This is a genomic window from Alphaproteobacteria bacterium, assembly GCA_026400645.1.
Classification (GTDB): Bacteria; Pseudomonadota; Alphaproteobacteria; order Paracaedibacterales; family CAIULA01; genus JAPLOP01.
The window spans coordinates 1-24,455 of sequence record JAPLOP010000024.1 but is presented as its reverse complement, the minus strand read 5'-3'; the positions used below and the strand labels follow the sequence as shown (position 1 = coordinate 24,455).

24 protein-coding genes are annotated in these 24,455 nt (G+C 43.4%); 9 read left to right on the top strand and 15 right to left on the bottom strand.

The window, feature by feature from the left end; genetic code table 11:
* Positions 1-454: 454 nt before the first annotated feature.
* Positions 455-1,777, top strand: a complete 1,323-nt coding sequence (locus tag NTX76_03690; GenBank protein MCX7338369.1) for an MFS transporter — start codon at positions 455-457, stop codon at positions 1,775-1,777.
* A 654-nt stretch (positions 1,778-2,431) separates the two neighbouring features.
* A complete protein-coding gene (locus NTX76_03685; protein ID MCX7338368.1) occupies positions 2,432-4,321 on the top strand; it encodes a hypothetical protein in 1,890 nt (629 codons plus the stop codon).
* Between the two features lie 308 nt (positions 4,322-4,629).
* Here NTX76_03685 and priA read toward each other — a convergent pair whose 3' ends face one another.
* Together priA and NTX76_03675 are read right to left on the bottom strand one after the other, a co-directional pair.
* The gene (gene priA / locus NTX76_03680; GenBank protein MCX7338367.1) at positions 4,630-6,615 is read right to left on the bottom strand and encodes a primosomal protein N'; all 1,986 of its coding nucleotides are present in this window, start codon (positions 6,613-6,615) and stop codon (positions 4,630-4,632) included.
* A gap of 244 nt (positions 6,616-6,859) precedes the next feature.
* A complete protein-coding gene (locus NTX76_03675) occupies positions 6,860-8,581 on the bottom strand; it encodes an autotransporter outer membrane beta-barrel domain-containing protein (GenBank protein MCX7338366.1) in 1,722 nt (573 codons plus the stop codon).
* Positions 8,582-8,769: 188 nt separating this feature from the next.
* On the opposite strand from NTX76_03675, the gene gltA reads away from it, so the two are divergent.
* The 3 genes from gltA to hfq all read left to right on the top strand — a co-directional run bounded on the left by gltA (position 8,770) and on the right by hfq (position 10,767).
* On the top strand, positions 8,770-10,089 hold the full coding sequence (gene gltA, locus NTX76_03670; protein ID MCX7338365.1) for a citrate synthase: 1,320 nt from the start codon (positions 8,770-8,772) through the stop codon (positions 10,087-10,089).
* A 4-nt stretch (positions 10,090-10,093) separates the two neighbouring features.
* The gene (locus NTX76_03665) at positions 10,094-10,243 is read left to right on the top strand and encodes a hypothetical protein (GenBank protein ID MCX7338364.1); all 150 of its coding nucleotides are present in this window, start codon (positions 10,094-10,096) and stop codon (positions 10,241-10,243) included.
* 254 nt (positions 10,244-10,497) lie between these two features.
* The gene (hfq, locus tag NTX76_03660) at positions 10,498-10,767 is read left to right on the top strand and encodes an RNA chaperone Hfq (protein ID MCX7338363.1); all 270 of its coding nucleotides are present in this window, start codon (positions 10,498-10,500) and stop codon (positions 10,765-10,767) included.
* 137 nt (positions 10,768-10,904) lie between these two features.
* Here the strand turns inward: hfq and NTX76_03655 are convergent, their stop codons facing one another.
* The 7 genes from NTX76_03655 to NTX76_03625 all read right to left on the bottom strand — a co-directional run bounded on the left by NTX76_03655 (position 10,905) and on the right by NTX76_03625 (position 14,952).
* The gene (locus NTX76_03655; protein ID MCX7338362.1) at positions 10,905-11,138 is read right to left on the bottom strand and encodes a hypothetical protein; all 234 of its coding nucleotides are present in this window, start codon (positions 11,136-11,138) and stop codon (positions 10,905-10,907) included.
* A gap of 193 nt (positions 11,139-11,331) precedes the next feature.
* Positions 11,332-12,195, bottom strand: a complete 864-nt coding sequence (locus tag NTX76_03650) for a hypothetical protein (GenBank protein ID MCX7338361.1) — start codon at positions 12,193-12,195, stop codon at positions 11,332-11,334.
* A 61-nt stretch (positions 12,196-12,256) separates the two neighbouring features.
* Positions 12,257-12,676 carry a hypothetical protein gene (locus NTX76_03645; GenBank protein MCX7338360.1) on the bottom strand — a complete coding sequence of 140 codons (420 nt, stop codon included), beginning with the start codon at positions 12,674-12,676 and terminating at the stop codon, positions 12,257-12,259.
* Positions 12,677-12,733: 57 nt separating this feature from the next.
* A complete protein-coding gene (locus tag NTX76_03640) occupies positions 12,734-13,270 on the bottom strand; it encodes a hypothetical protein (GenBank protein ID MCX7338359.1) in 537 nt (178 codons plus the stop codon).
* A 2-nt stretch (positions 13,271-13,272) separates the two neighbouring features.
* Positions 13,273-13,701, bottom strand: coding sequence for a cell wall hydrolase (locus NTX76_03635; GenBank protein ID MCX7338358.1), 429 nt, complete (start codon positions 13,699-13,701; stop codon positions 13,273-13,275).
* Between the two features lies 1 nt (position 13,702).
* Positions 13,703-14,071 (bottom strand): hypothetical protein, encoded by a 369-nt coding sequence (locus NTX76_03630; protein MCX7338357.1) that lies wholly within the window; start codon positions 14,069-14,071, stop codon positions 13,703-13,705.
* 2 nt (positions 14,072-14,073) lie between these two features.
* On the bottom strand, positions 14,074-14,952 hold the full coding sequence (locus NTX76_03625) for a hypothetical protein (protein MCX7338356.1): 879 nt from the start codon (positions 14,950-14,952) through the stop codon (positions 14,074-14,076).
* A gap of 99 nt (positions 14,953-15,051) precedes the next feature.
* Between NTX76_03625 and NTX76_03620 the strand changes: the two genes are divergently transcribed.
* Entirely contained in the window at positions 15,052-16,164 is a 1,113-nt protein-coding gene (locus NTX76_03620) for a hypothetical protein (GenBank protein ID MCX7338355.1), read from the top strand.
* A gap of 76 nt (positions 16,165-16,240) precedes the next feature.
* Here the strand turns inward: NTX76_03620 and NTX76_03615 are convergent, their stop codons facing one another.
* On the bottom strand, positions 16,241-16,648 hold the full coding sequence (locus tag NTX76_03615) for a hypothetical protein (GenBank protein ID MCX7338354.1): 408 nt from the start codon (positions 16,646-16,648) through the stop codon (positions 16,241-16,243).
* A gap of 136 nt (positions 16,649-16,784) precedes the next feature.
* Between NTX76_03615 and NTX76_03610 the strand changes: the two genes are divergently transcribed.
* On the top strand, positions 16,785-17,918 hold the full coding sequence (locus NTX76_03610) for a hypothetical protein (GenBank protein MCX7338353.1): 1,134 nt from the start codon (positions 16,785-16,787) through the stop codon (positions 17,916-17,918).
* Positions 17,919-17,922: 4 nt separating this feature from the next.
* On the opposite strand, the gene NTX76_03605 is transcribed toward NTX76_03610, so the two are convergent.
* On the bottom strand, positions 17,923-18,360 hold the full coding sequence (locus NTX76_03605) for a hypothetical protein (GenBank protein MCX7338352.1): 438 nt from the start codon (positions 18,358-18,360) through the stop codon (positions 17,923-17,925).
* Positions 18,361-18,497: 137 nt separating this feature from the next.
* On the opposite strand from NTX76_03605, the gene NTX76_03600 reads away from it, so the two are divergent.
* A complete protein-coding gene (locus NTX76_03600) occupies positions 18,498-19,634 on the top strand; it encodes a hypothetical protein (GenBank protein MCX7338351.1) in 1,137 nt (378 codons plus the stop codon).
* Positions 19,635-19,705: 71 nt separating this feature from the next.
* Here NTX76_03600 and NTX76_03595 read toward each other — a convergent pair whose 3' ends face one another.
* Both NTX76_03595 and NTX76_03590 read right to left on the bottom strand, forming a co-directional pair.
* Positions 19,706-20,119: a hypothetical protein gene (locus tag NTX76_03595; protein ID MCX7338350.1), complete on the bottom strand. Its 414-nt coding sequence runs from the start codon at positions 20,117-20,119 to the stop codon at positions 19,706-19,708.
* 405 nt (positions 20,120-20,524) lie between these two features.
* The gene (locus NTX76_03590) at positions 20,525-22,276 is read right to left on the bottom strand and encodes a hypothetical protein (protein ID MCX7338349.1); all 1,752 of its coding nucleotides are present in this window, start codon (positions 22,274-22,276) and stop codon (positions 20,525-20,527) included.
* A gap of 194 nt (positions 22,277-22,470) precedes the next feature.
* On the opposite strand from NTX76_03590, the gene NTX76_03585 reads away from it, so the two are divergent.
* Entirely contained in the window at positions 22,471-22,683 is a 213-nt protein-coding gene (locus tag NTX76_03585; GenBank protein ID MCX7338348.1) for a hypothetical protein, read from the top strand.
* 191 nt (positions 22,684-22,874) lie between these two features.
* Here the strand turns inward: NTX76_03585 and NTX76_03580 are convergent, their stop codons facing one another.
* On the bottom strand, positions 22,875-23,738 hold the full coding sequence (locus tag NTX76_03580) for a hypothetical protein (GenBank protein MCX7338347.1): 864 nt from the start codon (positions 23,736-23,738) through the stop codon (positions 22,875-22,877).
* A 49-nt stretch (positions 23,739-23,787) separates the two neighbouring features.
* On the bottom strand, positions 23,788-24,204 hold the full coding sequence (locus NTX76_03575; GenBank protein MCX7338346.1) for a hypothetical protein: 417 nt from the start codon (positions 24,202-24,204) through the stop codon (positions 23,788-23,790).
* Between the last annotated feature and the right edge of the window lie 251 nt (positions 24,205-24,455).

Here is a 24,455-nt window from a genome sequence, read left to right as displayed (position 1 = left end):
GTCCTCATCGGAACTTGAAGGGATTAACACCTATGGAGTATATTCGGGATATCTGTTCCGAGGCTGCAGCGGAGTCTCATTTGATGTGAACCCGCACAATCCAAACATTCTTGTGTACGAGCATAAGCATACGGTTTATAAATATTTCTATGCAGTCTTTTGATTTGCATAATAAGGGCCTCTGAGTTTAGGTGTTTTGATATATTCCTATTCTCGAGGCTTTTTTTGTTTATACAAGGGGGGGCTCGCTACGGCGCTATTGATGGGCGCGCTCGCCCCCCCTTTTTTACTGTGTGCCGCAGAGTCTCACATGTATGTGAACCCGGACACATTTGTAAAAACACATTAAACGACACACCAAAATTTAGTTGCATAAAATTACATAATTCTAATTGACATATCTCATTTTAATGGGTTACGTGGGGGCAATTGTCCCTAGGATGTGATGTGTTTTATGCATGATGCTAGATTAAAAAAGTCGTTGGCGTTAATACAGCTTGGTACGTTTTTGGAATATTTTGATTTGGTCCTGTATATCCATATGGCCGTTATCCTTAATAAAATATTTTTTATGGATTCCGATCCTTATACGGCCTCTCTTTTGGCGACCCTTACGTTCTCATCGACCTATGTTTTAAGACCGTTGGGAGCTTTGTTTTTTGGGTATCTTGGCGATCACTATGGCCGAAAATCGACGGTCGTTATCACCACTCTTCTGATGTCATTGTGTTCTTTTACGATTGCTTCTCTGCCAGGATATGCTGAGATTGGAATCGCATCATCGATTATATTGATTATCTGTCGTATGTTGCAGGGATTTTCTTCTGTTGGGGAATTCATTGGGGCCCAAGTGTACATTAGCGAAATAACGAAACCCCCCAGGTCTTATTTTTATACAAGCATGGTCATTGTTTCGGCAAGCCTTGGTGGTGTTTTTGCTTTGTTAATTGCCAATTTATTGACTTTTTTAAATCCAGTTAATGGGTGGCGAACAGCTTTTTATTTCGGATCAGCCATTGCTCTTGTTGGGTCTATTGCGCGCAACTATTTAAGGGAAACGCCAGAGTTTTTGAAAGGCCGACGGGAACGAAACAAAGACAAAAATGCTCCATCAATCATAGCTCCCAAAAATTATCGTAAAAATTTGTTGTGTTATGTTGGGATTGATTGCATTGGACCAATGTGTTTTTACTTAACATTTATTTATTTAGGGGGTATTCTCGGATCACAATATGGGCTTGATAGTTATCAGATCATTCGCCAAAATCTTTATGTTGCCATTATTGATGCGATTTTCACTTTTTTGTGGGCGCGCTCAGCGTTAAGATTTTACCCATTTAAAGTTCTTAAATTCAGGGGATCGATATTTTTGTGCGTTGGTCTGGTTTTGCCTTTTCTGGCGAGCTGGTCAACAAGTCCACTACATATTTTTATGATCCAAATGTTGCTTGTTATTTTTGGACCAAGTTCGGTTCCGGCAGATGCGCTTTTAATTCGATCATTCCCCATTATTGGACGTTATACATCAGCATCTTTGGCTTATGCCTTATCACGAATGATTATGTATCCTTTAACGTCGTTTGGATGTTTTTTTGTGGGGCAGTATTTTGGGTTTCCTGGAATTGCTGGCGTCCTTTGTTTCTTTACCTGTTTGTATTTGGTGGCTGTTCGAAATTTTCAACCAGCACACTGCGAAATAACATTCAATGCAGATATTCCAGAACAGAAGACATCAAAAAAGACAGCAGCACAAGGTGTTCTTAGATCTTCCGCTTAAATAACAACAGAGAAGTATAAATTTCACCGCGTATATTTCAGTACGGGAGTTTTTGAATGTATAGGGTAACAAATTATGCAAACAAATCGTAAAATAATAAATAAATCTGCAAGACTGACGTTTTCAATTACGATATTAGCAAATCTTATTCTGTTCATGCTGATACATTCTGCTATTGGGGCCAATAGCATAAGCAGTGTAACTGTATCAGGAAATTCAAGCATCAACGGACAGTTCGAATATGATGAAAAAAGTTGTGATTCTGTCCCTCATTCCCAATTACTAAATGAACCACCTTTTTTTCTTACGAAACCATTGGACTCATCCTGTATACAGTTTGAAACACGTTGTGGTCCAAGGTATATTTCAGATCCGAATTCCATTCTCTTTAATGCAGAGGGTGAATTTTCACCAAAGCGGGCAAATCGCGAAGCTGATAGCAAAAGCTTTGAAAATGGTTGTAGGTTGGTTGGATTCACCAATGGGTTGTGCTTCAAACAATGGCCGGAGCTCCCTGGTATAGAGCGAGCAATTCAGATGTTTATACATCAGCTGTTTGGTCGGGGGACATCATGGTCAGAGGTCATCATGCGAAAAAGGCCCGGGGGGATTAATGAAATATTTCTTGTATCCAATGAAATCGAAGGCGTGGGAATGGACAGGGCGATTTCAGAAACTTTATACAAGTTGGACTCAGAACGACTATCAGAACTTATTATTGCAAGCATTCTGACCAATCCCGAAGATGGTCGCGGGTCCAATATCATTGTGGCGGATTGTTCATCAGATAATCCTTATGCTGTCACCATTGACAATGACCATAGCTTAGGACCGGCAGAATACCTAAAGACCGGCGATAAATCAACTTGTCTTCGATCGGTCTTGTTTGATCTACCACAGATGGGCGATCCATTACATGAAAATGTTCGAAAACGTTTGATGGAACTGGATCCTTGTGAATTTTTAAAGGAGTGGCTAACAGACCTTAAGAACGAGGATGAATATCAACGCAATTTAATGCTGGACCCCAGCTCAATTGGAATTTATTCAGCAAATAAAACGTTATTGGGAATCCTGCTATCAAGACAGAGCTTGGAAAACATCCAAAGAAAATTCCTTGGGATAAGATTTTATTTAAAAACGGAAAACATGTTGACACACAAAGAATTAGTTTTTGCACTAGAACCCAGCATACGTAATCGCTTCATCAAAAAATATTACGAGTACGCGGGATACGATGATCACGGAAAGACTGCCATGTCGGGCCACGACCTTATAGAGAAAGCCCACGAAGAATTTTACCTAAATATCGACGAAGCCCTTGATAGATTAAAAAATTTTTGTAGGTTCTATCACATTTATTTTCATAATTTTAAATTAATAGATCGTGAACAAAATAAACTAAATAATATAAAAAGAATACGAGTAGTAAAACGCAGTGATAGCGCATACGCTGCACACAATCCACCCCCTTGGTTTCCTCGCAACGAACTTTTTTTCTGCGAAGAATCAAATCTACTTGAATACATTGGTGAAGATGAAGATAAAAAAGAAAAGATTGAATCTTTATGTAAAGATTTTAAAGATACAGATTCTGTCATATCCGATACTTGTCATCAAACCCAAAATTCCCAAACCACAACATGGCTTTCTTTGATTTTGCCTCAAAACAGACTTGCTGAGCTGAACATATGTGGCAGACTGGACGAAAAGGCAATTTCATTACTTATGATTTCTTGGGAGGGGCCAAATTCCATAGCCGCAACGAATTTTCTTTCAGCCTTGGATCCGACCAAACTTACTACGCTGATTATGTGCGGCAGACTGGACGAAAAGGCAATTTCATTACTTTGCAATATCCTTTCCAGTCCCGATTATAAACTTACAAAGTTGGGGCTTTTTGTCAACCATGAAACCCCTGGGGTGGTGGTCGTCTTCGATTCAAGTCATGATCCTCTTTGCGGTGACTATGCAGTATACTCTTATTTTCGTCGCAAGGACGCTACTCTCCATCACGACAAGGACGATAGGACAGCCATCAACAGCCGTTTCATTGATGCTCTTTGCGAACCTCATTGCAGCGTCACTACGCTGTCTTTTAGAGATAGTCAGTTTTTTGAACACAAATTTCCTTTTCATTGTCTTCACAAAACAAAACTTACAACATTAGATTATAGCTATAGTTGTATCAGTGAGAGTGATGTCGAAGATCTTGCCGATGCTCTTATGAACCCCAATTGTCACCTTACCTCGCTCAATCTGAGCCACAATGGAATAAAAAAGCTGAGTTCATGTCTCTTCGATGCCCTTTCTAGTCCCAAATGTCGCCTCACCTCGCTTAATCTGAGCCATAATTCAATAGAAGACAAGGATGCCGAAAGCCTTTTTGAAATTCTTCCCAGAACGAAGCGTGTCAAATTGGTTCTTTCTGACAATAAGATCAGTGATGATTACATGAGAAAAATACGTGAACGACTGATGTGTAATGCCATGCAGAAAGAAAAATGCAACGAACCAACAGATTCCCCGTGCACTGTTTCCTAAAAGGCATCCTAAACCCAAACCCCGGAATTTCTTATATAATACAAACTTCGTAGTTCACTCCCTATAACTCGATCTTCTCAATGATTTTCTCGATATCAATTTTTCTTTTATGATCATAGAAAGTAAAATGACCCATAAAATGAATATGCTGCCAAGCAACAGGTGATATTTTTTAAAAAATAGTAATATCGATGATGATTGCATGAGGAAAATGCGCGAACAGTTGATGGTTAATGCCGCTGCCCAGAAAGCAAACGAACAGATACCTTGCTCATGTTCTGTTTCCTAAAATAACCCCAAAGTATTCCCTATAAAAAGCTTTGGGGATCAATATCGATGCTAACCCTAACGGTTTGGGAAATGGGGCCGGCGCTTTGCAGCCAGTGCTGTAAAATCGGCTGCAAACTAACACTCCGCGGGGCTTGGATCAGAAAGCGCCACCGATATCGCCCCTTTAATCGCGCCAGGGGTGCCGGGACGGGTCCAAAAATCGAAACACCAGTCGGCAACGCAGCCGGGATCGTCCGAAACAGCTTGTGGGCGGCCTGCTGTCCCATGTCATTATCAAGGCACGACAAAATCACCGCCGCAAGTCGCCCAAACGGGGGCATGGTCTGAACCTGACGTTCCTGCAGCTCGCAGGCATAAAATTGTTCACGATCACTGTTTTTAAGCGCCTGCATAATAGGATGATCGGGGTGAAATGTTTGCAACAGAACCTCCCCCGCATGCTTTTCGCGCCCGGCCCGGCCCGCAACCTGATGCAACAATTGATAGGTTCGCTCTCCTGCCCGCAGATCTCCGCCATTCAAACTCATGTCCGCATCAATAACACCAACCAGAGTAAGCTTTGGAAAATGGTGTCCCTTGGCCAACATCTGCGTCCCTATAATAATGTCTGCTTCATGATTTTGAATTTGCTCAATCATGGCTTTCATTTCTTTAGCCGTTGAAACATGATCACTGGCGGCCAAAAGGGTTCGGGCTTGTGGAAACCGTTTTTGAACCTCCTCATAAATGCGCTCCACCCCCGGGCCACAAATGGTCAGACAATCGGCTTTCTCGCACTGTGGACATACCTTTGGCAGGGGCTGATAATAATCACAATGATGGCATCGCAAATTTTCGGTCGAGTTATGATAAATTTTATGCAGAACCAACCATGATGCACAGGCTGGGCACATAAAACGGTGTCCGCATTCCCGACACAAAGTCAGAGGAGCATACCCGCGCCGGTTGAGGAACAGTAAAGTTTGTTCCTTTTTAAGAAGACGGTCATTAATTTTATGAAAAATGGGAGCCGATATCCAGTGAGCTTTATGCTGTTGGCGCATGTCAACAACGGAAACTGATGGCAACATTGCACCCGCAAAGCGATCCCCCAGCGTTAGATAATGATATCGCCCTTTTTGCGCGTTGGAAAAGGATTCCAATGATGGCGTGGCTGATGCCAGGATAACAGGAATCTTGGACAAATGCGCCCGGACAACGGCCATATCACGGGCATGGTAAATTGTTTGATCCTCTTGCTTGTACGATGGATCATGTTCCTCGTCCACCACAATCAGCCCAAGCTTTGAAAACGGCAGGAATAGGGACGACCGAGCCCCGACCACCACAATGCTGTCCCCGGCCAGGGTCCGCTGCCACGTTAGCCGTTTTTGTTTCAGTGAAATATCAGAATGCCACAGGTGGGGTGGATAGCCAAATCGATCCTCGAACCGCTTGAGCCATTGCGTCGTCAACCCAATTTCAGGCAACAAAACCAAAGCTTGGTCTTGGCGTTTTAAAACATCCTCGATCGCTGATAAATAAACCTCTGTCTTGCCGGAACCCGTTACACCATCCAACAAGATGGGTTGGGATTTGCCGGCAGACTTAATAACAAAATCAGCCGCTTCTTTTTGTGCCGGGGATAAAAGCACAGGCTGATCAAATCGATATACAGGGGGGCAAGGCGGGGGTGCCCGAAGCAGCTTTTGAAACTCAGCCAACGGTAATGCCAATACCATTTTAAGGATCATCCCGCGGGGATTCATCGTGTATTTAGCCACCCAGTCGATAAAATCAAGCAGCAATGGCGGCAAACAAAACGGCGTTAAAGACTCAATTTCCTTAACGGTTCCCGCATAAGCGGATTCATCCGTGCCCCAGATAACACCCAGTTGCGTCTTTTTCCGAAAGGGCACAAACACAAGCTGCCCAACCCTTGCATCACCAACGTCCACACCATCAGGCAATGCATAGGTAAAGGCCTGATCCAAACCCATCGGCAGTAAAACGTGTTGAGCCATATTTCCCAGGTTTTCCATTAAGATACGCTAATCATACCCTCAGTTCGACGTAACAAGTCAATAAAACCCAGACAAAAGCGAGTTTCCCTATGGCTTGACCATAGGGTCCAGAGAAAGAAAACGATCTTTATCAGCTGGATCCTTCGGTCAAGCCGAAGGAAAACTACGGTGGGTCCTGTTTTGATATGACTCTTACGTCGAACTGAACTAATCATACCCTAGTTTTATGAACGCGTCATCCTGCCTAAAAAACCTTGGTAACCCTAAGGGCAACGTTATACGATTTCCGGTGATCCTGAATGCTAGCACCAACCGTTGTGCCAAACGTCCAATTGGAACCCCGTTGTGTCACGTCTAGGCCACCGTTTATTGACAACAACCCTCTACCTGGGGATGGCAACGATGTCACCGTTCCAGCTTGTGGGCCATTGATTGTGAATGTCTTGGCTTTTGCTTCTTGTTTGTTCACATCATAACTGTATAAAAAGGCTGATTTCACCCTGACATCCAGCGTTTCTGTTAGAATCTTTTCCTCAACCGCAAGACCAGCGGAGGCTTTTAAGACATCCGTTTTTTGACCCGCATGATAAATAGAAGACGCCCCTGCATTCCGGTCGCCATAAGCTGGTTGAACCGTATGCTGATACGTTAATCCAACAGATGGGGTACATGAAAACGTCTCTGTAAGGCTGAATGCATGAGACAATCCATTGGTTACGCTGCTTGAGTATGTTTTGTTACGGCTTGTAGCAACAAAGGATGGCGTGGATGCAGATGCAGCCACGGTGCGATTGCTTTTTGAGAAAAGCTCAGTGACGGTTGCGGAAACGCTCCATTGGATATTTTTTGGCAGGGTCAGGTTGTAATAAAAACCAACTGTGGCTGATTTGTTGCTCCCTTTTCCATTAACATCATTGCTGACTTTGGAAGTGCCCAATCCACCGCCAAGCAAAACCCCAAAAATCTGTCCTGTTGCTGGGCTCGACTGATCCAGGGTCATAAAAACCGAATCATGCTCATCAGAGGAACTCGCGTTCTTACCCATTTGATCCGTTAGACCCCGCGCATAGGCCCCACTTACTTTTAACCTGAGGGATTTTGCTTGCCTTGGAACACCACCCTCCGCTTGCGAAGAATCTCCGCCCTCGCCATGCAGGGTTATACCCCCCTCGCCATGCAAAGATTCGACAATATGTTTAAATGCATTTTGACTGGTATAGCCGCCGGCTTGATAGTTTTTTAAGGTTGCCGATGAAAACCCTGACAAAGATTCAGGGGCATAAGGCCCCCTCCCCGATCCCCGACGAGCCGCGGAAAAGGCAAGGAATTTTTTGGCGGAGGGGGCGTCTTCGTCTGAGTCGTCCTCGTTTTCATCGTCCTTTGATTTTTTCGCCAGACCGCTGCTGTATGCAGCGGACGATGTAATCGCAGCATGGGCTGTCGTTGCCGCATTTTCATGGATACCCCAAGAAATTGTTATGGGCATCATGGATGACATACCAGTATCGGTCGAAAAATCCTCCTCAGAGGCGCTGAAATCGCCTCCCCAGTAGGTTTCGCCACCTTCGCTACCAGTTCCACCACCTTCGCCACCACCTTCGCCACTGGAAGAGCCAACACCGGTTTCGATAGACACAGAAGGGGGGGTATCCTCAGGAGGGGGAGCCTCAACAGAAGGTGCAGCAACAGGCTCAGCAGAAACCGGAGCAGCCACGGGCACTACTACTACATCCTTGGGCTTGGGCGGGGCATAAGGCTGAGACCCCTGCACCATATATTTTACATACCCCCCCTTATTGCTCCCTTTGCCAAACCCACTGGGATTGCCAACATACTTACTGTTGCCACTTCCCAACGCAAACGATGTCGACAAAAGAAACAGGGACGTCGTATACGCAATGGCCGCCCCCACATTTGCAATGCTTTCGCAAAAATGTCCGGGCGTGATTCTTTTCTGAAAAAACATAGTGCGCTTCTGCATAAATTATATTGGATTTAATTAAATCTTTACCGAAAATGGTTAACAAGTCATTAAGATTCATAAACTATTTTTCTGTCCCCTCCTCCATCAAAAAGAATGACCAAAAAGAATAGTTGTTCCATCTGACGACGAATGATTAAATATAATCAGAAAAATCGCGCAGGAAAAAACAAATGCCCCATCGTTTGAATGACAACACAAACAAAAACTATGCCACGCTTTCCTATAATGGGAAAACCATACAGCTTCCCATTCTGTCGGGCAGCGAGGGGCCAGATGTGCTGGATATCAGCCAACTTCACAAACAACTGGGTGTTTTTTCGTATGACCCCGGCTTTACGTCAACGGCAAGCTGCCTGTCCAGTATTACATTTATCGATGGGGATAAAGGGCGGCTTTTTTATCGGGGTTACCCAATACAAGATTTGGCGCTTCACAGTGATTTTATGGAGGTTGCCTATCTTTTGCATTATGGCGATCTGCCAACCGAAACACAAAAAAAAGAATTCGTTGATGGCGTTACCCACCACACCCTTGTTCATGAACAAATCAGCCGATTTTACAGCGGATTTCGCCGGGATGCCCACCCTATGGCCATCATGGTCGGTGTTGTTGGGGCCCTGTCGTCATTTTACCATGATAGCTTGGATATACATGATCCACGACAACGGGAAATTGCCTCTTTCCGTTTAATTGCAAAAATGCCAACACTGGCTGCGTTTGCGTATAAATATTCTCTGGGTCAGCCCTTTATTTACCCGCGCAATAACTTGTGTTATTCAGCCAATTTCCTGCGCATGATGTTTGCTGTCCCTTGTGAGGAGTATGTGATTAATCCTGTCCTGGTCAGGGCCATGGATCGTATTTTAATCCTTCATGCCGATCATGAACAAAATGCATCCACATCAACGGTTCGATTGGCGGGGTCAAGTGGGGCAAATCCGTTCGCCTGCATTGCATCGGGTATTGCAGCCCTGTGGGGGCCAGCGCATGGGGGCGCGAACGAAGCGGTCCTCAATATGCTTCAGGAAATTGGGGATGTCAGTCGGATTCCCGAATTCATCAGCAAAGCAAAGGATAAAAATGATCCATTCCGTTTGATGGGATTCGGACATCGGGTTTATAAAAACTATGACCCCAGGGCAAAGATAATGAAAGATACTTGCCATGAAGTGCTGCACGAGCTGGGCATCAAGAATGATCCCCTGTTAAAACTAGCAATGGCACTTGAAAAAATCGCCCTGGAAGATGAGTATTTCGTAAAGAAAAAGCTATACCCAAATGTGGATTTCTATTCGGGCGTTATATTCCGGGCGATGGGAATTCCAACGTCGATGTTTACGGTTCTTTTTGCTATTGCACGAACGGTTGGATGGGTTGCACAATGGCAGGAGATGATCGCCGACCCCTTGCAAAAGATTGGTCGCCCCCGTCAGCTTTATTGTGGACAAAAAGAACGGGATTTCACCCCCATCAGCGAAAGAGGGTCATAAAGCCATGAATTATCGCAGCGTCTATACCGCATATACCGTTATGAATCGGGCTGCAAACGACAATACAATACCCCGAAAACTTTTGATTAAAAAGATTTTGGTCATCAGCATGCTTGTAGGGCCGATCATTGCCCTGTTATTGTGGAGTTATTAGTTCTATTATATTCACGCATAGGCTCTGTCCCTGAACTCTAAATACCGCAGAACCCGAGTGATATACCCGTCTTTTTCTTGTCGGTTTATAAGAATCACCCCCGTCATCCCGTGGCTTGACCACGGGATCCACAGCGGAATACATGGGTCCCGTGGTCAAGCCACGGGATGACGTGGGTGACGGGAGGTGCCTTGTGTGCTATGGAGTTTAGGGACAAAGCCTAATAAAAATAAAAACAACAAGGAAAAATAACCATGGCAAACGATAAACCAATTAACATTCAGGATATATTCTTGAATCATGTTCGCAAAACAAAAACCCCCTTAACAATTTTTCTTATTAATGGTGTTAAGCTGCAGGGGGTCGTCACCTGGTTTGATAGCTGTACTGTTTTATTGAAACGCGATGGGCATTCACAGCTGATTTACAAACATGCCATATCAACCCTTATGCCGCAGTCCCCCATTCAGCTGTTTGAAACCCCGGCACCAGTGGCCATGCCCGATGAGGCTGTTGAGTTTTGATGGTGGCATGTGGTTGCGTTTTCTGGATAGTCCCATCGGGCCTTGCTCTCCTCGTACAAAGGGCCATCAATGGCGAGCGAACGAAGTCCGACGCAGCCACCAAGGAAACTCACTAATCATTTGTGAAAATAGCATAATCAAAAATTCATCTCGGTCTTTCCAACCAACCGACTCTCTCCGCCCTCCAACGGATACGCGTAACAAACTGGATCCCCAAGTGTTTTGTAACAATATAATGGTGGCGGATCATAAGCTTGCCCCTTTTCGGCCCAACCAGATTTAACGATTTTTTCAGAATCTGGCTTTGCAGGCCAAAACGGATTGCACGCACTCAAAGCCATCATCATGGTAACAAGAAGCATCCTGTTCATGCTAACAACACACACTCAGCATTGGTGATTCCCCCGAATTTACAAATTTCATGAAGAAAATGACCTTTCATCATTGTTCACAAAAGATTACAAACGATGCCCGATAACAGCGATGATTTTTTAATTGCTGCGTTTTTATGTCTATTTTCGTCGGAAAACGTGGATATTCCTCACAATCCAACTACGCTCTGAATCACCACTGTCGCCATGGCGGAATATTATCCCTTTTCCCTTGATACTCCGTCAAATATCCACGAATTTCATCATCTGTTGCATACTTAATATAGGGTTTCATCGCCCGAACATAACCAAATATTTTGCTACCACAAAGCCGGTAAGCATTCATTCCCCTCTCATTCTCGTCAAAGACCTGAATAAACGGTTTGTTGCTATTCACATCAAGACCGCGAAAAGACCAAAGCGCATTGAGACTAATACCGCTTCGTATCCTGTCCAGCAAAGGGCTAATACAGCACATATATAAAATTTTATGCGCACTCAACGATATAATTTCAGGCAAATGAAATGGCTGAGAACAAAGAAGTGTCTCATAGCAATCCATAATACAAAAATACTGACCAAGGAGAATACTTGAGTGCGCCTCACTATCTATATCCACTCTCCGAACGTTAAGATCTATGGCCTGAGTACGAAGACATCTAAAGGCCTTGTAAAGACTGGATGGACTCTCAAGTTCTTGTTGTTCATATTCCTCGTCCCCGGGTCCTGATTCCGACCTATGTAATTGTTCCAGTTGATTCATTTCATTGGCCAAAATTGGCTGCTGTTGTTCGATATACGAATAAAATGGTGATTTATTGTCCTTCTTAAAACAGGATATCAGTTCCGCCTGCTCATGTATTAATGGTATGGAGTCACAGAGGGTAATCGTACTTTCAGAATCCCCCAGCCTATCCAGTAATTCGATGCATGGCTTATATTGAATTGGGATCAAAAGCTTTAAATCATCACGTGATTGCAAAGTATCATCGGATGCTGCCGATGCCAGTGTCTCCCACCCCATCACCAAAACCAAAAGTTGAATTACAATTTTCATAAAAAATGCCTCGATCCAGGTTGATATTCTTTAGCCTAGATCGAGGATTATTAAAAAACCGTTAACGAGTTTGAAAAATTTTTTCATTACCCAATCTTTCGAGCTCTATAATTCTTTTAAGGACCTCCTCCCATTCGCCATGATCGATTGTCATCGCGCATCCGAATAACGAATTTAATGCATGATGAATACTGCGTGCCATTTCAGAAATAATGAGTTGATTTGTGTCCATTAAATTCTCTAGATTGTCTTTCAAGTTGGCAGTCCCTAAAAACTTATTATGTATCCACTGCTTCTTTAATTGAGCCACAATATCAATCGTCAATCTTTTACAATCAAAATCTTGGTTATTATAGTTGTTATTGCATAAATCCCCTGTTTCTTGCTTAAAACGAAATATTGATCCAAGTAATTCCATATACACAATCCGCAAAATTTCCTCATCCATCTCTCTTCTCTCTAATTTCAGCACACTGATCATAAAAATCTCCTTGTTTATTTTAATTAATTTCACCACTGCATTTTTACTTTTAAACCCTCACATCCCCGCATTCTTGATCACGGCCGCCATGGTCGAATCCTTTTCCTTACTCCCCCTTGATGATCCAAACTCAAACGCATACGCATCCTTAAGGCATGCACCAAATATCCCCGCTACAGTCGATATAATCCCAACCGCCTCACCGGGCAAATTCTCAGAATAACATGCCAACGAAAACAGACACATGATCAACCCCATGGCGGCAGAAACAACCATCACATCGGCCCGCGTATTCGATCGCCCCGCCTGCGCCATAGCAATATCCCGATATCGCGCATTTTGCCTGTCCTGCAGCATAGACAACTCTAGCTCCGCCTCCATGGATAAAACAGCTTTTTGAAATTCCGCGACCAACAATGAATTTTCATGCAGCGTCCGTATCGCATCGACTGGGTCACTCATTCCGGTGACACGCTTTGCCGAATCCACAACTTGGGCCGCAACACTTTCTGCTTGGCTCCCGCCCAACCAACGGGCAATAACTGGGGCGAATTCAGCCAACCCCATGGCAGCAGCTATTAATGGAAATGCCATGATTACCCTCCTATGGTGTAAAAAATATGATGACCCAGTGATAATTTCGGCGTCCGCCCAACTGACCACTTTGGCGGCTGCTTCAAAGATTGACTGTAATAATGGTCGGATCCCTTTGTGATATCTGGCCAGTGCCCATCGGCCACCGCCTCTGCTACCCCCTGACACGCCACAAATAAACCATCATCCAAAGTCACGTTTTGGATCAGCAGACAATTCGGATCATTTAAATTCCAGCACGAAAATTGCCATGGCTTTTGACAAACCTCCCCGATGCTCCGCCCAAACCACGTTTGCTGCGTCACCCGATTCATCACCACATTGGCAACCGCAATGAACGACGCCAACCCTCCATTGGGACGATCGTATTCCCCGCGTGCTTCCCCATAAATTGTTCTGGCCAAAATATCGATATCTTTTTTTGTAACCATTTTAATCCCCTTGTAATAAAATTTGCCAAAATTCCTTTTGTTCAACAAACACCGCACTCATATGATGGGCAGTACAAAAATACAGCGCCCTCCCTGTCGTCACCCAATCCCCATAAAAATAGCGCGTATTACCCTGCCATTCCCCGCGCGGCACAGGCAGGAATTTTGGTAACGACACAACCCCCAAAACGCCCCCTGATGTTCCCATCACGGTAATCTGCTCCCCGGCTTGTCGCACCTCCTTGATCCCCTCCGCGTTGGGCGGCGTTGTTTCTAAAATGGCGATCCGCCTTTCCAGCTGAGCAAAATTTTCATCCATTTCCTCAATCGTTAACGGCGCCCCTTTGATGGCCCTATAAATAATTGGCATCTTTATTCCCCTCTTCTAAAATTAATCTCCACAAAATTTGTCGCCGGATCATGTTGGCGAATCGCAAATGACCGGTACTGTTCCACGCAAAATTCGCCACTCTCATCAGTTCCTATTTGGAATGTCAGTCGAGAATTTCCTTTTTCGATGGACCCAACCAAACTCAATCCCTGCTCTTCTGCTACATCATCCATAAAAAAAGCGCCGGCCTGATATGTCCTTGGCACCGGGCGCGCGCCCCTCGCTATCCAGGCGGATATTTTTGTTAAATGCAGACCCGTCTTCATTCCATCAATAATCGGTATGAAAAAAATCTGTTCGATATCGGCCAACCCACAACCTGGACGACAATACCCACCGTACCCCCACAAAGGCTGAACCACATCATGACCAGAAATATCCCCCGGTGGATCAAAGACTGCTTTTTTGTTTTTGATTTCCTGCTTCAAAAGGATTGTTCTGTTAACTTGAGTGATAAATTCTTTTTCGAAAATGACCTGTCCTGGCACCAAATTTTTGCTAGCTATTTCCGCCAAAGATTCATCTTCTGTAATAACCTCCTTAAACAACAAACGCACAGCCGCATGACCCCCATATCTCTCCAGCGCTGTTTGGCCGTCATAAACCCGCACCGGCGCCAGCTGACGCCCTCCATACTCAAAAATCGCCTCAACCAATCCTGGATCCCTTGCACCAGGATGAATTTCCGCCCGCACTGCAAATGTATCTGGCAAACCATACCCATCGTTAATCTCAGAACAAAAATTGGTTGAATCTCCAATCTTAAAAACCGGCTCGTCACTATTGATGGTCCCGGCATTAAATGCCCGATACCCCGATGGATAGTCTCTCTTGTTTCGTAAATTTTTTTGAAATCGCATAGTTTCTCCTTTATGATCAAGCTTTTATACCCTTAACTAATTTTTAATACGTTACATGGCAAGCTGAATGATAAGATCCCAAATATAAAGACAGCTCCCATGAATTTCCTCGCCCGCTTAACGCTCGTCCTTCTCGTGACAAGTACGATCGGACACACTGCCAGTATTTATAATTTTGGTTTATTGGAAAGGGTCGGAATGGCGATCGGGCGTCGTATGATCGACTTTGTTGATCATAGAGAATGGGCAGACAGCATCAAAAGCGACAATGGTCAGTATTCGCTTGATTTTATCAACAAAACACATGAACGTTTCTTAAACGAAGAGCTTCTAAATTCATCCCTGATCACAGGATTATTTATCGACTGCGTTGATCCGATTGAGGATGCTGATCGACTAACGAACCCCCTCGTGGCAGCCCTTAGGAACCCATCTGTCACAACAGTGGGTCTTTGGAATGTTCAGTTTACGGATGAATCCGCCACTGCGGTTGCAGAAGCCTTGCGGCATAATACAACGCTCACTGAGCTTAGCTTTCTTACGTGCAAAAACATTGGACCTATTGGGGAGGCGATTGGAGATTTGTTAATAAACACAAGCCTGACTCGTTTATATTTGGCCTTTACACCAATAGATAGCCCGGCAGCACTAGGCATTGCGGGGTCGCTTAAAACCAACACCACTCTAAATTCGCTGTGTCTCTTCCGGAATTGGCTGAAAGAAGAAGAAGCCGATGCTATCGTCAAATCTATTGAAACCAACACCATTCTAACAGAAGTCTGTTTTGGATCTAATAACATAGGAGGTCATGGCCTGGTATCGCTTGTCGACTTTCTTGCAAATAATCCGAATTTACGTAAATATCATATTATGTACAACATTATTTGTTTCCCTTGTTTAAAAGAGATTTGCGAAATATTAAAAATAAACAAGTCATTGTTGGAATTAGATATTCGATGTCATTCCTTTGATGATGAGGAAGGGGATTTCATTTTAAGATCAATTCAGGACCACAACACAACATTACAATACTTGGGAATCGAAGAAGAGAACAATATTAACCCAAACACAATAAAAGCCATACATGCTGCTATAGAAAGGAATAGGGGGAAACAGCCCTACAAAGCATGGGATCTGTTTAAATCCTTTAATGTGCTCATTAAATCCAGGGTTAAACGCGGACGTGGCATCATCCCGCCTCCGTTACTCTAAAAAACTTCTGATTAAGGATTAGCCTATCCCCTCAGAATAGTACAAACAAAAGGATTAAAATATTACAATAAGGGATCTATTTCCCCAGAATAAATTTTTCCAATTTATCAGAAATGGAGCCAAAAAATGACGTAACAGAAAGCGTAATGCTTTCGTCGGATTTCTTGCCGACTATTTTATCGCGATCCACCCTTTCCAAAAGAAATCTGTCCAGCATGGGCTGGAATTCGTCATGCCTTTTACTCCATACCTCCATCAATATTGGAAACTCATGCTTTACCGTGCTCTCTTGTGCCGTTTTTTCTGCCATCTCAACTTTTTTCCGAGCCCCTTCCTGGGCCCTCAGTACAATAAAATCCGCTGCGCGACTTTGACGGTTCTCTGAATCCTCAACACCCCTTTGGGCCGCCCACCCATCCTCAATTGGCAACACAATACTCACTGCACAAATCACGCTTACACAATATTTCCATTTTTTCTTCATTACTATCCTCCTTAACTAAAAGTTAATTTGCTAATTTTTTGCCAGCCCCCTCTCCCCTCAAATCCCATTAAGGCTTTATTAACCATTCACCCCCACACTCATAGTCACAGCACCGCATCACTGGTATCGTAATCCCATGAATTTCCTCGCCCGCTTAACACTCCTCCTTCTCGTGACAAGCACGATCGGACACACTGCCAGTATTTATAATTTTGGTTTATTGGAAAGGGTTGGAATGGCGATCGGGCGTCGCATGATCGACTTTGTTGATCACAGAGAATGGGCAAGCAGCATCAAAAGCGACAATGGGCAATATTCGCTTGATTTTATCAACAAAACACATGAACGTTTCTTAAACGAAGAGCTTCTAAATTCATCCCTGATCACAGGATTATTTATCGACTGCGTGGATCCGATTGAGGATGCTAATCGACTAACGAACCCCCTCGTGGCAGCCCTTAGGAACCCATCTGTCACAACAGTGGGTCTTTGGAATGTTCAGTTTACAGATGAATCCGCCACTGCGATTGCAGAAGCCTTGCGGCATAATACAACGCTCACTGAGCTTAGCTTTTTCGCCTGTAAGAATATTGGACCTATGGGGGAGGCGATTGGGGATTTATTACGGAGAGAGCACCTAACACAGCTGTACTTGAATTGGACGCCAATAAATACCCCATCCGCAATAGCCATAGCTGAATCGCTCCAAACCAATCAGTCCTTACGCTCACTGTATATTATGAAAAATGGATTAGACATAGATGACACAAACAAAATAGCCAGATCCATTAAAGACAATACCACTTTGACCGAGCTTCATTTTGGAGCCAATCTTATAGGGACGGAAGAATTGATGTTTATTGCAAATATGCTTGAACATAATCCAAAATTACTTAAACTAACTCTTTGTGGTCACCGTGTCGAACTTGACTATATAAAACGTATTGCAAGCATGCTGGCAATAAATACATCATTACTAGAGCTGAATATTCAAAACAACGCGATAGACAATGAAACAGGCATCATGATTTTGAATGCCATCACGGATCACAATATGACAGTACAATGTCTCAAGGTTGAGGGTGGTAACCTCATGGACGAAAATATAGAACAAGCCATTAGTGCTGCTATAGAAAGAAACAAGAATGGAAAATCATATGAGGAAGGGAACCCATTCAGCTGTTTTGACTTTATGTATAAAACAAGACATATGCGGGGACGTGGAAAAATAACTTTTCCCGTGGAATCCTCTTTTTTGAATCCAAAATAACTCCTTAATCGTTATCGCCAGAAGCCATATTGCTTGGTATAAATTTCATCAGCTTAGTGTAAAGCGAGCCGAAGAATGACACATTCAAAAGAATTACGCTTTCATCCGGTCTCTCATCAGGTTTTTTGTCAACCGCGCCATTATCATTTATTCGTCCCAATAGAAAACTTTCTGGCATATAACCACATTTTTCCTGTTTCTCATCTGACTTTTTTTTATCAAGGGAACACTGGCACGAATAAATACTCTCAAGTGCCAATTCCACTGCTCTTGCATTTTGTTTTTTACCATTTTCTTGAACTTTCGCCAAAACACAAGCAAACATATAACCACGATCGTCAACCACATCTTCAACCTCTTGGGCCGCCCACCCATCCTCAATCGCCAACAAAAAACTCACTGCACAAATTATGCTTACGTTATAATTCCATTTTTGTCTCATCACTATCCTCCTTGATTAAATGTTGATTTGATAATTCTCCACCCACACCACCCCCTCTCCCCATTCTCTTAAGGCTTTATTAACCATTCCCCCTCACAATCACAGATACAGCACCGCATCACTGGTATCGCAATCCCATGAATTTCCTCGCCCGCTTAACACTCCTCCTTCTCGTGACAAGCACGATTGGACACACTGCCAGTATTTATAATTTTGGTTTATTGGAAAGAGTTGGAATGGCGATCGGGCGTCGCATGATCGACTTTGTTGATCACAGAGAATGGGCAGACAGAATCAAAAGCGACAATGGCCAATATTCGCTTGATTTTATCAACAAAACACATGAACGTTTCTTAAACGAAGAGCTTCTAAATTCATCCCTGATCACAGGATTATTTATCGACTGCGTGGATCCGATTGAGGATGCTGATCGACTAACGAACCCCCTCGTGGCAGCCCTTAGGAACCCATCTGTCACAACAGTGGGTCTTTGGAATGTTCAGTTTACGGATGAATCCGCGACTGCGGTTGCAGAAGCCTTGCGGCATAATACAACGCTCACTGAGCTTAATTTTTTCGCCTGTAAGAATATTGGACCTATTGGGGAAGCGATTGGGGATTTGCTAATGAATGCAAGCCTGACTCATTTATATTTGGCCTTTACGCCAATAAACACTCCGTCCGCAGTGTCCATTGCGGGGTCACTAAAAGATAATCACACTCTAAATTCGCTGTGTCTCTTCCGAAATGAGTTAAATGAGGAGGGGGAAAACATCATTGCTGAATCTTTTAGAAACAATACCACCCTGACCGATCTTCACCTTACTTGCTCCAGAACGAGTGAAGCGGGACTTGACCCCATACAATTCTTTCTTGCAAGCAACCAAAATCTACGTAGATTAACCCTTCGTGGCATCCATATGGGCGACCCTGAAAACTTTCCGATTCATTTTGGTTGGATAAAACATATTGCCAATATGTTAAAAACAAACAGATCTCTACTAGAGCTGGATATTCAATGTAATTTTATGAATGATGATAGCGGAAGCATAATTTTAAAATCTATCCAGGATCACAACACGACATTACAATGCCTCAGAATTGCGCAATACAATGATCTTAATCAGAATACACTGGATGCTATCGATTCTGTTGTAAAACGAAATAAAGAGGCTCAGTCATACAACAAAGAATGGAGTATATTTGAAAACTTCGATATTCTCTTCAAATCCAGATTCGCACGCGGACGTGATAATTCACCCCCTGTACTCTAAAAAACACTAATCAACGAACTGTCCATAGACTGGTATAAATAATGAGTGCTAAAAACCAGCCTTACAAGTTATCATTGTGCACCACTCAACACGAATTTTCCTAATTTATCGAAAATCGAACTAAAAAATGACACAATGGGACCTGTCGCACTGTTGTCGGATTTTTTATCCGTTATGTCATCATGATCCATCTCCTCAGGCAAAAATCTTTCCAACATGGGCCTAATCTTCTCATGCCTTTTATCCGATTCATCCTTCAGCACTGGAAATTCATGCATCACCATGCTTCCAAGTGCCGAATCTATAGCTACACAAACCTTCTTCAAGCATTTTTCCTGGGCCCTCAGTACAACAAAATCCGCTGCACGAACTTGACTGCTCTCTGAATCCTCAACACCATCTTGAATGGCACACCCATCCTCAATCGACAATAAAAAGCTCGCTACACACATTATATCTACACAATATTTCCATTTTTGCCTCATTGCTATCTTCCTTGATTGATTGTTAATTAATTTATTTTTTCTGCATTCAAACCGGCGTCCCAACAAAAGAAATCCCAAAAAGCATATAGCTCGGGCATTTGATAAATGCTGAGGGGAATTTTTGAGACGAACCAAAATAATACCATTTTCAATAAATCTTCATGAGTTTGGGATGATTCCTGGATTGCTTTGTCGGGCTTATGCCCTCCGCGCAATGACGTACGGCATGGCGAGCCGACGAAGGCGACGTGGCCATCCAGGAAGCTCACTAATAATTTGTGAAAATAGTATAATACGAGATTATCTTGATATAACTGGAATGCTGGTGGTACCAGTAACAATATTTGTCACGTTAATACCAATCCTACATTATTTATATACTACTTTTAGATACTAATGCAAATTTTAAAATGTCCCATGATGCAACTGAATCTGTTGCGGGGCCGACCAAAACCCAACAACGGTAACATCAATATGATGTTCCGCAACATCTGTTGTGCGCAAATCCTTCAACCGCACATCCAGGGCGGTCGGCTGCCTAAATACCTCCGCCCGGGCATCATCCAAAACTGGATACTGATTCTGCACCAGAAAACGCGTTTGCTCCTCGGCATCTCCCGAAACCCGCACATCCTCCACAATGTCATGCACCGTCAGGTTTTGCGGACACAGAACCCCCTCCGTTGGTTGCTGGTTTCTGTACTCTTCATAAACAATCCCACCGGGTGTAACACCACAAAAATCTCCATCAACACTATAATCAGACTCCGCATAACAACCAACCTCCAGCAAATTCCCCGCCTCCTTCACAGAATTCTCCACCCCAGGCGCCACCCCCAACCGGATCCATCCAATCATTTTATCAGCGGCCATCCCCAACCTATAGTCGATAACCTTGCCAACCAACCTCCCTCCTGGGATTTGTGGCGCCACGATTGAAACTGACTCATCCAGGCTAATATCCTTGACCCGATCAAACGGAACCTGGAATTCCACCTCAATGCACCGCGCTGAAAAGGCTAAATGAGCCCGCGCAACCTCCATGGCATGCTCGACCGCCTGACGCCCTCTGTCGGTTATAAAGAAACTGGCTTTACCATCCCCATTGCCATCCCCCTTGCCATCCTGGTCAATTGCCTGCAGCCCAATCTTTAACGTTTTGTGCGCTGCCTTGATTTTTCCACTCAGCTGAGTATTTTGCCGCACCACAAAATGCACAACCTCCCGTCTTTTCTGCCGATAAATCCAATGCAGAACCAATTCCCCCCTGAACCATGACCGCCGCAAACGCACCGCCTTTTTCTCTCTCCCATCAAAAACAGTAACTTCTGGCGTCACCGTCGGATAAATCCCCAAAACGCCCGTTGATGGTGGATGCATCAGCCTCAAACTACTGGCCACCACCTGATAGCCACTTTGCTTTCTGGAAAGCGCTGGCCCGATTTTATCCCCAACCTTTGGCCAATCGTTTTGCATTTGTTTGGGTGTCAGCGTATTGACCAACCCCTTTGGAAAAGCGCGTGCAATCCGGGGATAAATATTAACATCCCCCTGGCCGCATTGAATCCATTCGGCTGACAGCTCAACCGACACACTGTCAAGGGGAACATCCCCCAATGAAATTTTCAAACTATCAGACAGAATATGGGAACCAAGGTCACGAACCCGTGCCCCCTGAAAGATATCCGACAATCCCAATCGCCCACTAGCCCGATCCCAACAAAACAATGTCGTTCGCGCCTCCAGCACATTAACCGGATTCTGATCTCTGCCGAGGATGAACAAATCATCATAAAATGGCCTCACTTTTAATGATTCCGCCATCACACCCAATTGCTGTTGTGCGTCAATCGGCTCTGCTGAAAACTCAATTTCTGTCAGGTCCTTTAACGCCACACTTTTGGATATTCCCCGGGGGAATCCAACACGCTTTCCCGAAAACAACAACGTTATCCCGTCGTCATCCTGCCACGAGAAAAACGCCCACAGACCCCCATCAGCCATCGCCTCCTTCTGGCACACCAGAATTCTGGCAATCGCCACCTCCCCCTCGCGCTGAGTAATCGACAACGAAAAAATCTTGATATCTTCGCGCAAATGTATCGCCGGATCAAACGCATCACCGGGCTTTGCCCACGCACAATAAAGTTTTGCCATAATTAAGGCTCCTAAATTTTATGTAAAATGATGAAAATTTAAAATGAACACACAGGTAGTCATAATGTTCTTGACTATAATCTAAAATAGGATTATAAACACAAACGATAACTGAGTGTTTTTGCTTCTTAGACTAATGGTGTTGTGATAAGAGTATTTGGTCTCATGAATATGAAATTTTTAACCATAAATTTATGGAGAAAGGCCTTCACACGGCAATAGCAACGACATCAGAAGATGACAGCATAATTTCTCAAGAACTTAACAGCAACATATTGCGTGCGCTGATCACGAACGGAACAATCGATCATCCGGAATATCTTGCAAATTTGACGAAACAAGGATTATCGCCTTATGCCGGAAAAGCGTTTTTAAAAGGCGTACACCAAATCATGTTCAGTAATTAACCTGAGTTCGACGTAACAATCCCCAAAAACCTTGTGTTTTCCCAGATAATCCTGGATTGCTTCGTCTCTTACGTTCCTCGCAACGACGTCTTTGCGCGGAGGGCGAAGCCCGACAAAGCAATCCAGGCCTTAAGACACCAGGCGCAATAAGGATTTTGGCGGGGGTTACGTCGAATTTAGATTGGGCATAATCACCATGCCCATTCTGGAAGTTTACCATGCGATTGCCCTTGGTAATCCGTCAAATGCTCGCGAATCTCGTCATCCGTTGCATAGTCAATATAGGGTTTCATCGCCCGAACATAATCAAACACTTTCTTTCCACAACGCAGCAGATACTTTGCCTTTCTATGGGTTTTGTCAAAAACATCAACAAAGGGTTCGTCACCATATAAATCAACATCAGGAAGACGCCTTCTTGATTCACCGAACGCATCTTGCCATAGTCGATCCAGAAAATGACCTATAAAATACATATGCAAAATTTTATGAGTATTGAGTGATATCATTTCTGGCAAATGAAAGGGCTGTGAATAGGGAAGCAATTCATAACAACCCCCAATATCCCAATATTGCCCCCAACCTTCCCTTAAATGTCTTTCGTTGGGTATTCTTTTTCTCGGGTCATTAAAATCCAGCGCTCGAGAATAAAGACACTGATAAACCTGCAAAAAACAAGGATCCTTGAATCTTAAGTCATCTCGTTTTTTTAAATTAAACTCTTTCCTTTTTTCCTGGAACAATTCCTCTAATCGGTTGATTTCAGTCAACAAAATTGGCTGCTGCTGTTCAATGTATTCATAAAATGGAGATTGATTATCTTGGTTGAATTGCCCTATAAGATTCGTCTGTTCACGGATTAATTCTACAGATTCACGAAGGGTGAGCTTATTTTCAAAATCCCCTATTTTATATAACATCTCGATACAGGGTTTATATTGCACGGGAATCAGAAGCTTCAGATCATCCTGCGCTTGCAAACCATCGCTAGATGCTGCCGTCGCCAATGTCCCCCATCCCATTATGAGAACCAAAAGTTGACTAAATATTTTCATAAGAAAATCTCGATCTAGAGTGATATTCTTTAGTCTAGATTGAGGATTATTAAAAAACCGTTAAGGGCTTTAAAAGAAATTTTTCAAGCTCCACAATTCTTTTAAGAACCTCCCTCCATTTTTCGTGATCAATCGTCATTTTACACTTTAATAACGAATTCAACTGATCATAAACAACCCGTGCCATTTCAGAAACAATGGGTTGATTGATGTTTATTAAATTTCTCAAATTCTGTTCCAAACTACCCAAATCGTCACCCCAATCACGTATCCACAACTCATTTAATTCAACAACGTGATCAATTGTTAGTTTTGTGATATCAAAACTTTCATTTCCAATATCATTTCCGCATGAATCTTTTATTTCTTGTTTAAAACACAATATCGTCATTTCTGTTTCATCATATATATTCTGGAACAAATCTTTGTTACGTTGATTTTCCGCTAATTTTCCAATACTAATCATAAAATATCCTTTTTAATTTTAGTTACACTTAACACAATTATATATCTACATACACACCTCCAACATTTTTAATCACAGAGACACTCCAGTCAAAATGGCAATAACAACAATAACGGTGTCCTGTGGAAAATCGCCCAAAGCAAATATACCCCTCTTACATGATTTTCCGTGCATTCTCTCATAAACTATGTCAAGTATAGCTCTATGAATAAAATTTTATCTCCGCAACTTCGAACAGACCTTTTAAAACG

Excerpts from the sequence above, each read along its gene's own strand:
- NTX76_03690 (MCX7338369.1), top strand. The coding sequence starts at position 455 with ATGCATGATGCTAGATTAAAAAAGTCGTTGGCGTTAATACAGCTTGGT.
- NTX76_03685 (MCX7338368.1), top strand. The coding sequence starts at position 2,432 with ATGGACAGGGCGATTTCAGAAACTTTATACAAGTTGGACTCAGAACGA.
- priA (MCX7338367.1), bottom strand. The coding sequence starts at position 6,615 with ATGGCTCAACACGTTTTACTGCCGATGGGTTTGGATCAGGCCTTTACC.
- NTX76_03675 (MCX7338366.1), bottom strand. The coding sequence starts at position 8,581 with ATGTTTTTTCAGAAAAGAATCACGCCCGGACATTTTTGCGAAAGCATT.
- gltA (MCX7338365.1), top strand. The coding sequence starts at position 8,770 with ATGCCCCATCGTTTGAATGACAACACAAACAAAAACTATGCCACGCTT.
- NTX76_03665 (MCX7338364.1), top strand. The coding sequence starts at position 10,094 with ATGAATTATCGCAGCGTCTATACCGCATATACCGTTATGAATCGGGCT.
- hfq (MCX7338363.1), top strand. The coding sequence starts at position 10,498 with ATGGCAAACGATAAACCAATTAACATTCAGGATATATTCTTGAATCAT.
- NTX76_03655 (MCX7338362.1), bottom strand. The coding sequence starts at position 11,138 with ATGAACAGGATGCTTCTTGTTACCATGATGATGGCTTTGAGTGCGTGC.
- NTX76_03650 (MCX7338361.1), bottom strand. The coding sequence starts at position 12,195 with ATGAAAATTGTAATTCAACTTTTGGTTTTGGTGATGGGGTGGGAGACA.
- NTX76_03645 (MCX7338360.1), bottom strand. The coding sequence starts at position 12,676 with ATGATCAGTGTGCTGAAATTAGAGAGAAGAGAGATGGATGAGGAAATT.
- NTX76_03640 (MCX7338359.1), bottom strand. The coding sequence starts at position 13,270 with ATGGCATTTCCATTAATAGCTGCTGCCATGGGGTTGGCTGAATTCGCC.
- NTX76_03635 (MCX7338358.1), bottom strand. The coding sequence starts at position 13,701 with ATGGTTACAAAAAAAGATATCGATATTTTGGCCAGAACAATTTATGGG.
- NTX76_03630 (MCX7338357.1), bottom strand. The coding sequence starts at position 14,071 with ATGCCAATTATTTATAGGGCCATCAAAGGGGCGCCGTTAACGATTGAG.
- NTX76_03625 (MCX7338356.1), bottom strand. The coding sequence starts at position 14,952 with ATGCGATTTCAAAAAAATTTACGAAACAAGAGAGACTATCCATCGGGG.
- NTX76_03620 (MCX7338355.1), top strand. The coding sequence starts at position 15,052 with ATGAATTTCCTCGCCCGCTTAACGCTCGTCCTTCTCGTGACAAGTACG.
- NTX76_03615 (MCX7338354.1), bottom strand. The coding sequence starts at position 16,648 with ATGAAGAAAAAATGGAAATATTGTGTAAGCGTGATTTGTGCAGTGAGT.
- NTX76_03610 (MCX7338353.1), top strand. The coding sequence starts at position 16,785 with ATGAATTTCCTCGCCCGCTTAACACTCCTCCTTCTCGTGACAAGCACG.
- NTX76_03605 (MCX7338352.1), bottom strand. The coding sequence starts at position 18,360 with ATGAGACAAAAATGGAATTATAACGTAAGCATAATTTGTGCAGTGAGT.
- NTX76_03600 (MCX7338351.1), top strand. The coding sequence starts at position 18,498 with ATGAATTTCCTCGCCCGCTTAACACTCCTCCTTCTCGTGACAAGCACG.
- NTX76_03595 (MCX7338350.1), bottom strand. The coding sequence starts at position 20,119 with ATGAGGCAAAAATGGAAATATTGTGTAGATATAATGTGTGTAGCGAGC.
- NTX76_03590 (MCX7338349.1), bottom strand. The coding sequence starts at position 22,276 with ATGGCAAAACTTTATTGTGCGTGGGCAAAGCCCGGTGATGCGTTTGAT.
- NTX76_03585 (MCX7338348.1), top strand. The coding sequence starts at position 22,471 with ATGGAGAAAGGCCTTCACACGGCAATAGCAACGACATCAGAAGATGAC.
- NTX76_03580 (MCX7338347.1), bottom strand. The coding sequence starts at position 23,738 with ATGAAAATATTTAGTCAACTTTTGGTTCTCATAATGGGATGGGGGACA.
- NTX76_03575 (MCX7338346.1), bottom strand. The coding sequence starts at position 24,204 with ATGATTAGTATTGGAAAATTAGCGGAAAATCAACGTAACAAAGATTTG.